Source organism: Acidisphaera rubrifaciens HS-AP3, assembly GCF_000964365.1.
Taxonomy (GTDB): domain Bacteria; phylum Pseudomonadota; class Alphaproteobacteria; order Acetobacterales; family Acetobacteraceae; genus Acidisphaera; species Acidisphaera rubrifaciens.
On record NZ_BANB01000487.1, the window covers coordinates 1 to 7759 of the forward strand.

The following is a 7759-nucleotide window of genomic DNA, read 5'->3' on the forward strand; positions in this document are numbered from 1 at the left end:
GCGGACGGGGCCAAGGCGGATGGCGGGGCGGCGTCGGTCTGGCGCGTGCTCGCGGGCTCGCGGCCGCTGCTGATCTACGGCGTCTGCGCGCTGCTGTTTCATTTCGCCAACGCGCCGCTGCTGCCGCTGGTCGGTCAGAAGCTGGCGATCGCGCACAAGGCGTGGGCGACGCCGATGATGTCGTCCTGCATCATCGCCGCCCAGCTCATCATGCTGCCGATCGCGCTGGCGGTGGGTGCCACGGCCGACCGGTTCGGGCGCAAGCCGATCCTGATCGCGGGCTTCGCCATCCTCCCGATCCGCGCGGCGCTGTATGTCCTGTCGGATCACGCATGGTGGCTGATCGGGGTGCAGCTGCTCGACGGCGTCGGCGCCGGCATCTTCGGTGCGATCACGCCGCTGGTGATCGCCGACGTGATGCGCGGGACCGGCCGCTACAACGTGGCGCAAGGGGCGGTCGCGACCTTGCAGGGCATCGGTGCCGCGGCGAGCGGGCTGGTGACCGGCGAGATCGTCGATCACTTCGGCTATTCGGCGGGATTTCTGTGGTCGTCGGCCGCGGCGACGGTGGCGCTGCTGGTGCTGCTGCTGCGCATGCCGGAGACGGCGGACAGGCACGCGGGATAGGCACGTATCCGGACGCGGCGCGCGCCGCGCCCGGATACGCCGTGTTGATCAGGCGAGGTCGAAGCGATCGAGGTTCATCACCTTGGTCCAGGCCGCCACGAAGTCGTGGACGAACTTCGCCTTGGCATCCTCGCTGGCATAGACCTCCGCCACCGCGCGGAGCTGCGAGTTGGAGCCGAAGATCAGGTCGACGCGGGTGGCCGTCCACTTCACCGCGCCGCTCGCGCGGTCACGGCCCTCGAACGTCTCGTGATCCTCCGACGCCGACGCCCAGGCCGTGCCCATGTCGAGCAGGTTGACGAAGAAGTCGTTGGACAGCGTGCCGGGCCGCTGCGTGAACACGCCGTGCGCCGACTGCCCGACATTGCCGCCCAGCACGCGCATCCCGCCCACCAGCACCGCCGTCTCCGGCGCCGACAGCGTCAGCAGCTGCGCGCGATCGATCAGCAGCTCCTCCGACGAGACCGGGTAGCGGGCCTTGAGGTAGTTGCGGAAGCCGTCGGCGATCGGCTCCAGCACGGCGAAGCTGTCGACATCCGTCTGTGCCTGCGTCGCGTCGGTGCGGCCGGGGGTGAAGGGCACCTCGACCTCGTGGCCGCCCTTCTTCGCCGCCGCCTCGATCGCGGCACCGCCGGCGAGGACGATCAGATCGGCGAGCGAGATCTTCTTCCCGCCGGTCTGGGCCGCGTTGAACTCCGCCTGGATGGTCTCCAGCGCCTTGAGCACCTTGGCGAGCTGGGCGGGCTGGTTGACCTCCCAGTCCTTCTGCGGCGCGAGGCGGATGCGCGCGCCGTTGGCGCCGCCCCGCTTGTCCGAGCCGCGGAACGTCGCGGCCGAGGCCCAGGCGGTCGAGACGAGTTCGCCGGTGGAGAGGCCCGACGCCAGCACCTTGGCCTTCAGCGCGCGCACGTCGGCGGCGTCGACGAGCGTGTGATCGACTGCCGGCACCGGGTCCTGCCAGACCAGTTCCTCGGCCGGAACCTCGGGGCCGAGGTAGCGGGCGCGCGGCCCCATGTCGCGGTGGGTCAGCTTGAACCAGGCGCGTGCGAAGGCGTCGGCATAGGCCTGTGGGTTGGCGTGGAAGCGGCGGGAGATCGGCTCGTACACCGGGTCCATGCGCAGCGCGAGGTCGGTGGTCAGCATCATCGGCGCGTGACGCTTGGACGGGTCATGCGCGTCCGGCACCGCGTCCGCCGCCGCGCCGTCCTTGGGGTGCCACTGCCATGCGCCGGCGGGGCTCTTCTTCAGCTCCCACTCGTAGCGGAACATCGTGTCGAAGTAGCTGTTGTCCCAGGTGGTCGGCGTGGGGGTCCAGGCGCCTTCGATGCCGCTGGTGGTGGTGTCGTCGCCCTTGCCCTTGCCGAAGCGGTTGCGCCAGCCCAGGCCAAGCTCCTCGATCGGGGCGCCCTCGGGCTCCGGCCCGACGAGCGCGGCGTCGCCCGCGCCGTGGCACTTGCCGAAGGTGTGGCCGCCGGCGATCAGGGCGACCGTCTCCTCGTCGTCCATCGCCATGCGCGCGAAGGTCTCGCGGATGTCGCGGGCAGCGGCGACCGGGTCCGGCTTGCCGTTCGGCCCTTCCGGATTGACGTAGATCAGGCCCATCTGCACCGCGGCAAGCGGGTTTTCGAGGTCGCGGTCACCGCTGTAGCGCTTGTCGCCGAGCCAGGTGTCCTCGCTGCCCCAGTAGATGTCTTCCTCGGGCTCCCACACGTCGACGCGGCCGCCGCCGTAGCCGAAGGTCTTGAAGCCCATCGACTCCAGCGCGCAGTTGCCGGCGAGGACCATCAGGTCGCCCCAGGAAATCTTCTTCCCGTATTTCTGCTTGATCGGCCACAGCAGGCGCCGCGCCTTGTCGAGGTTGGCGTTGTCCGGCCAGCTGTTCAGCGGCGCGAAACGCTGCGAGCCGGAGCCGGCGCCGCCGCGCCCGTCCGCGATGCGGTAGGTGCCGGCGCTGTGCCAGGCCATGCGGATGAAGAACGGGCCATAGTGGCCATAGTCCGCCGGCCACCAGTCCTGCGAGGTCTTCATCAGGGCGAACAGGTCCTGCTTGACCGCCGCGAGATCGAGCGACTTGAAGGCCTTGGCGTAGTCGAAATCCGGGTCTATCGGGTCGGACGCCGGGGGGTTCTGGTGCAGAATCCTGATATTGAGCTGGTTCGGCCACCATTCCCGGTTCGAGCGGCCCGAATAGCTCGCATTCGGCCGCACCCCGTGGATCACCGGGCACTTGCCGGCAGTCTGGTCAACGTTTCCGTCCATTCTTCGTCTCCGATCTTGGCTGCGTCGGTTGACCCGCTCTCTGGCAGAGTGTCTCTCAACGCCCGCGGATTGTCGCTCGTGGCCGCGAAAAGGCAGTGTTTTCAACTGCTTGTCGCGCCAGCTGGATTGTTAGCCCACTATGGAACGCGCCACAAGGCGCAGCATAGGCACGTCGGCCCACGGCGCGCCAGTGATGGATGAAGGGAGGCGGCGGGAGCGCGTTCGTGGCGCCGGCACGGCTGTCGTCCCGGCCGGCGCCGGATCAGCGGGCGGCGCGGCGTGGCACGCTGGCCGGCGACGCCGCGCCACGAGGCCTACATGACGCGGCTGGAAGCGCGTCCGGCCTTCAATCGCGCGATCGACCGCGGCGGTCCGAGGCGGTTGCCGCTGGGGTGGTGGCCGGGGTAGTCACGGGCGCTAGGACGTCGAGCGCGCCGAGACGCCGCCGTAGGAGGTAAAAAGTCCTCCGGCACAACCCAGACGCTTGAACCTAGGTAGCTGTCATGGTCAAATCGTCTCGCTCTCGGTGTGAGGCTCAGGGCGAGCCGCGTGATTATTCGCGCGGGTACGCATGATGATGACGTGGGTCACACGATTTCGGGTGTCTCATGGCGTCTGATTAGTTAGTGGTCACGCGCGTAAGTGCAGGGCCGCCGAGGGCGTGCAGGAGGGCCTCACAAGATGCGCAACATTTCACGCATCATCGGCCTCGCCTGCCAGTTGCTCAGGCTAGGGATTTTGCTTTGCAAATTCATAGCGGAAGTCGTGCACCTGGTGGGCGGGGCCACTAACTACCATGCTTCAAACTTACGAGTATTCTTTTTCAATCGGAGGCGAACGACAGGTTTTTGTTCCGACGCCCTCAAGTAGGGTATTCGGTGAAGAACTAAAACACCGTGTGCTGAAGCGCTGGACTCCTCCTGCCTATTTCTTTCACTTCCAGCCAGGCGGTCACGTGGCGGCGGCTCGACGGCACCTGGGAAGTTGCTTTTTTATTCGGCTCGATCTTCGGCGCTTCTATGACAGCGTAACCCGCACCAAAGTTCATCGGGCGCTGTGTCAGTGCCGTTTCCGCCACCAGTTTGCGTGGCATGCAGCTTGCCGGAGCACGGTAAGCAAAAGCGGCAAGGGCAGACCTTACAGTCTCCCATTTGGATTTGTGCAATCTTCGATTCTGGCCTCGCTCTCGCTAAGCATGTCGTATTTGGGGACGGCGCTCGCGAGCTTGCATCACGACCACACGTCGGTGTCGATTTACATGGACGACATTCTTGTGTCGGGAGATGACGTGGCGACTTTGAGCGCCGCCCGACTAAGACTTGAAGCGGCCGCTGAGCGGTCGGGCTTTGAATTTCATCCGTTAAAAAGTGTTGGCCCCGCACCGGCCGTTGAGGTGTTCAACCTCGACCTGTGTCACCACAGGCTGAAGGTGTCGCCATCCCGGATTGCCGACTTTGAAGCCGCTATCGTCAAAGGCGACCCTGCTACAGTCGCCGGTATCCTCGGATACGTCGGCACCGTGAATAGCGAACAAAGGGCTTCGCTGGAGCTGCGGTAACGCTGTCTGTAGTACGCAACCTCGTGAGATAGGCATCTCGTCGTCAAGGCCGTTGTCCGTCTTCGGCGTAGACGGAGGTGCCCAAAGCTCGCCGGAAGGCGGCACGAGTTGCTTTCGGGGCGCTGCGACGGGTGCTTTCCGCCCTCCTCGATTCGGCAGCCGCCGGCCGCCCCCAGGCCCCCACCTACCCCCCCGGCCGCCCCAACATCAGCGCCGCGCGCTCGCACACCGCGACCACCTCGCCGCGCTGGTTCGTCGCTTCGTGCAGGAACGTCACGATCCCCTGACCCGGGCGGGACTTGGACGGGCGGACGCCCTTGACCGTGGTGCGGGCGCGGATGGTGTCGCCGTGGAAGACCGGCTTTGGGAAGCTCACGCTGGTCATGCCGAGATTGCCGACCGTGGTGCCGAGCGTCGTCTCGCCCACCGTCATGCCGATCATCAGGCCGAGGGTGAAGATCGAGTTGACCAGGGGCTTGCCGAACTCGGTCGACTTGGCGAACTCGAAGTCGATGTGCAGCGGCTGCGGGTTCAGGGTCAGGGTGCTGAACAGCACGTTGTCCATCTCGGTCACGGTGCGCGACATCGCGTGTTCGAACACCTGACCCTCGTGGAACTCGTCGAACCATAGACCGGCCATCGCCGCCCTCCCCTCGTTGCCGGCGGACAGGATAGGCACCGGGACGCGCGGTTGCGAAGGCAGGGCGCGCGGGGCTTGCCTTGCGGCTGATAAGTGTGATAATCGGCAAATCGTCAGTTATCAGATAACAGCGGACACCCCTCAGCCGCCATGTCCCGACGCGCCCTCGTCCCGCCCGAACAGACCCATGACAACATCCTGGACGTGGCGGAGCGCCTGTTCCGCGAGGTCGGGTACGGCAAGACCACGGTCGCCGACATCGCCCAGGCGCTCGGCATGTCGAGCGCCAACGTCTACCGGTTCTTCGCCAGCAAGGCCGACATCCACAACGCGATCTTCACCCGCACCGTCGCCGGCCTGCATGCCGCGCTGCGCGACGCCGCCGGGGCGCCGGGCAGCGCCGCCGACCGGCTGGCGGGCGTGATCCACACCTCGCACCGGCTGCACCGCGACCTGTTCACCGACCAGCGCCGCGTCTTCGACATGGTCGAGGCGGCGATGGCCGAGAACTGGGAAGCGATCGAGGCGCATGTCGCCGCGGTGCAGGCGATCATCGCCGGCGTGATCGCCGACGGCATCGCGGCTGGGGAGTTCGGGCCGGGCGATCCCGACGGGCTGGCGGCGGCGGTGCTCGATGGCTCCTGCGCCTTCATGCACCCGACGATGATCGCCGAATGCGCCGACAAGCCGGACCGCGAGGCGCATCTCGCGCGGCTGCTGTGGCTCGTCATCGAAGGCCTGCGCAACCACGACCGGACACCGATGCCATGACAAGCGCCCCGCGCTTTCCCGTCTCGCGCCTTGCCGGCCCACGCCTTGCCGTCCTCGCCGCCGCCGCCGTGCTGCTGCTGGCCGGCTGCGACAGCCATGCGGAGAAGCCAAAGGCCGCGGCGCCGCGCGCCGTCCTGGCGACCGTCGTGCATGCCGAGCCGGCGGCCCCGGTGCGCAGCCTGTCGGGCACGATCCGCGCGCGGGTGGAAAGCGACCTGGGTTTCCGGGTGGGCGGCAAGGTGATCCGCCGCCTCGTCGATGCCGGCGCGGTGGTCGCCGCCGGGCAGACGCTGGCGGAGCTGGACCCGGTGGACCTGCAACTCCAGCTGCGCCAGGCGCAGGCGGATCTGGACGCCGCGACGACCGCGCGCCAGTCGGCCGCCAACGAGTTGCGCCGGATCGAGACGCTGCACCACTCCGGCTGGTCGACCGGCAGCGACTATGACCGCCAGCGCACCCTGGCCGAGGAGGCGGAGGGCCGGTTCGTCCGGGCGCAGCGCGCGGTGGAACTCGCCGCGCGCGCCGTCACCTATGGCACGCTGCGCGCCGACGCGGCGGGGGTGATCACCGCCGTCAGCGTCGAGCCCGGACAGGTGGTCGGCGCCGGACAGACGGTGTTTCGCCTCGCCCATCTCGACGGGCGGGAGGCGGCGGTCGCGGTGCCGGAGGCGCTGGTGGACTGCGCCCGCCGCGGCCATGCGCGGGTGACCCTGTGGGCGCTGCCGGGCCGGTCCTGGCCCGCGACGCTGCGCGAGCTGACGCCCGCCGCCGATCCGGCGACGCGCACCTATGCCGCCCGCTTCGCCATCCCCGCCGCCGAGCACAGCGACAGCGCGTCGGAAATCATGCTGGGCATGACCGCGACGGTGGAGATCACGACGGAGTCCCGCCCGGTCATGCGCGTGCCGCTCGCCGCCATCCTCGACGAGGGACACGGCCCGACCGTGTGGGTGGTCGATCCGCATACCGGGACGCTGACCAGCCGCCCGGTCACGATCGACCGTTACGCCGGCAACGAGGCGCTGGTGAGCGCCGGCCTCGCCGACGGCGAGACGATCGTCGCGATGGGCGTGCAGAAACTCGACGCGGCGCAGCGGGTGCGCGTCGTCAGCCGTCTTCCGTCCTAACCGGTCAGCCGCGCCCACGGGCGCCGCGAGGGGCACGCCATGCGCCGCTTCAACCTGTCGGAATGGGCGGTGCTGCATCCGCCGCTGGTGCTGTTCATGATCCTGGCGCTCGCCGCCGGGGGCGCGATGGCCTACCTCAAGCTCGGCCGCGCCGAGGACCCATCGTTTACCATCAAGACGGCGGTGGTGTCGGTGACGTGGGACGGCGCCACCACGGCCGAGGTGCAGGACCAGCTCGTCGATCCGATCGAGAAGAAGCTGCACACGCTGCCGTATTTCGACTACGTGCAGACCTACACGACGCCCGGCTTCGCCAGCATCATCGTCAACCTGCGCGACAGCACGCCGGCCAAAGACGTGCCGGAGCTGCTGTATCAGCTGCGCAAGAAGCTCGATGACCTGCGCCCCGACCTGCCGGCGGGGATCAAGGGGCCGGTGGTCAACGACGAGTTCGGCGACGTGGACGGCGTGCTGTACGCGATCACCGGTCAGGGTGCGGACTACTATCAGCTGAAGCAGGTCGCCGAGGGGCTGCGCCGCGTGCTGGAGCGGGTGCCCGGGGCCGAGAAGATCGACATCTTCGGGCTGCAGGACCAGCGCATCTATGTCGAGTTCAGCAACGCCAAGCTCGCGACGCTCGGCATCACGCCACAGGCGATCTTCGACAGCCTCGCCCGGCAGAACGCCGTGGTGCCGGCCGGCATCGTGGAGACCGGGGCGCAGCGCGTGCCGGTGCGCGTGACCGGCGCGCTGGACGGCGTCGCCGCGGTCGCCGCC

General features: G+C 68.3%; 7 protein-coding genes. 5 read left to right on the forward strand and 2 right to left on the reverse strand.

All coding sequences use genetic code 11. The annotated features are described in order from the left end of the window. Positions 1-627, forward strand: a 627-nt coding sequence (locus B8460_RS13495) for an MFS transporter (protein ID WP_048862129.1), incomplete at its 5' end; no start/stop codon positions are given. Positions 628-675: 48 nt separating this feature from the next. Here the strand turns inward: B8460_RS13495 and katG are convergent. Continuing rightward, complete coding sequence (gene katG, locus B8460_RS13500) at positions 676-2886, reverse strand: catalase/peroxidase HPI (protein ID WP_048862130.1); 2211 nt, start codon at positions 2884-2886, stop codon at positions 676-678. Positions 2887-3682: 796 nt separating this feature from the next. Between katG and B8460_RS13505 the strand changes: the two genes are divergently transcribed. Next, the gene (locus tag B8460_RS13505; RefSeq protein ID WP_084623636.1) at positions 3683-4444 is read left to right on the forward strand and encodes a reverse transcriptase domain-containing protein; all 762 of its coding nucleotides are present in this window, start codon (positions 3683-3685) and stop codon (positions 4442-4444) included. Positions 4445-4628: 184 nt separating this feature from the next. On the opposite strand, the gene B8460_RS13510 is transcribed toward B8460_RS13505, so the two are convergent. Beyond that, positions 4629-5084: a MaoC family dehydratase gene (locus B8460_RS13510; RefSeq protein WP_048862131.1), complete on the reverse strand. Its 456-nt coding sequence runs from the start codon at positions 5082-5084 to the stop codon at positions 4629-4631. Between the two features lie 150 nt (positions 5085-5234). Between B8460_RS13510 and B8460_RS13515 the strand changes: the two genes are divergently transcribed. From B8460_RS13515 to B8460_RS13525, 3 genes are all read left to right on the forward strand, one after another. After that, on the forward strand, positions 5235-5855 hold the full coding sequence (locus tag B8460_RS13515; protein WP_048862132.1) for a TetR/AcrR family transcriptional regulator: 621 nt from the start codon (positions 5235-5237) through the stop codon (positions 5853-5855). Then, the gene (locus tag B8460_RS13520; RefSeq protein ID WP_048862133.1) at positions 5852-6982 is read left to right on the forward strand and encodes an efflux RND transporter periplasmic adaptor subunit; all 1131 of its coding nucleotides are present in this window, start codon (positions 5852-5854) and stop codon (positions 6980-6982) included. The genes B8460_RS13515 and B8460_RS13520 overlap by 4 nt, the downstream gene beginning before the upstream one ends. A 39-nt stretch (positions 6983-7021) precedes the next feature. Next, positions 7022-7759, forward strand: a 738-nt coding sequence (locus B8460_RS13525; protein ID WP_048862134.1) for an efflux RND transporter permease subunit, incomplete at its 3' end; no start/stop codon positions are given.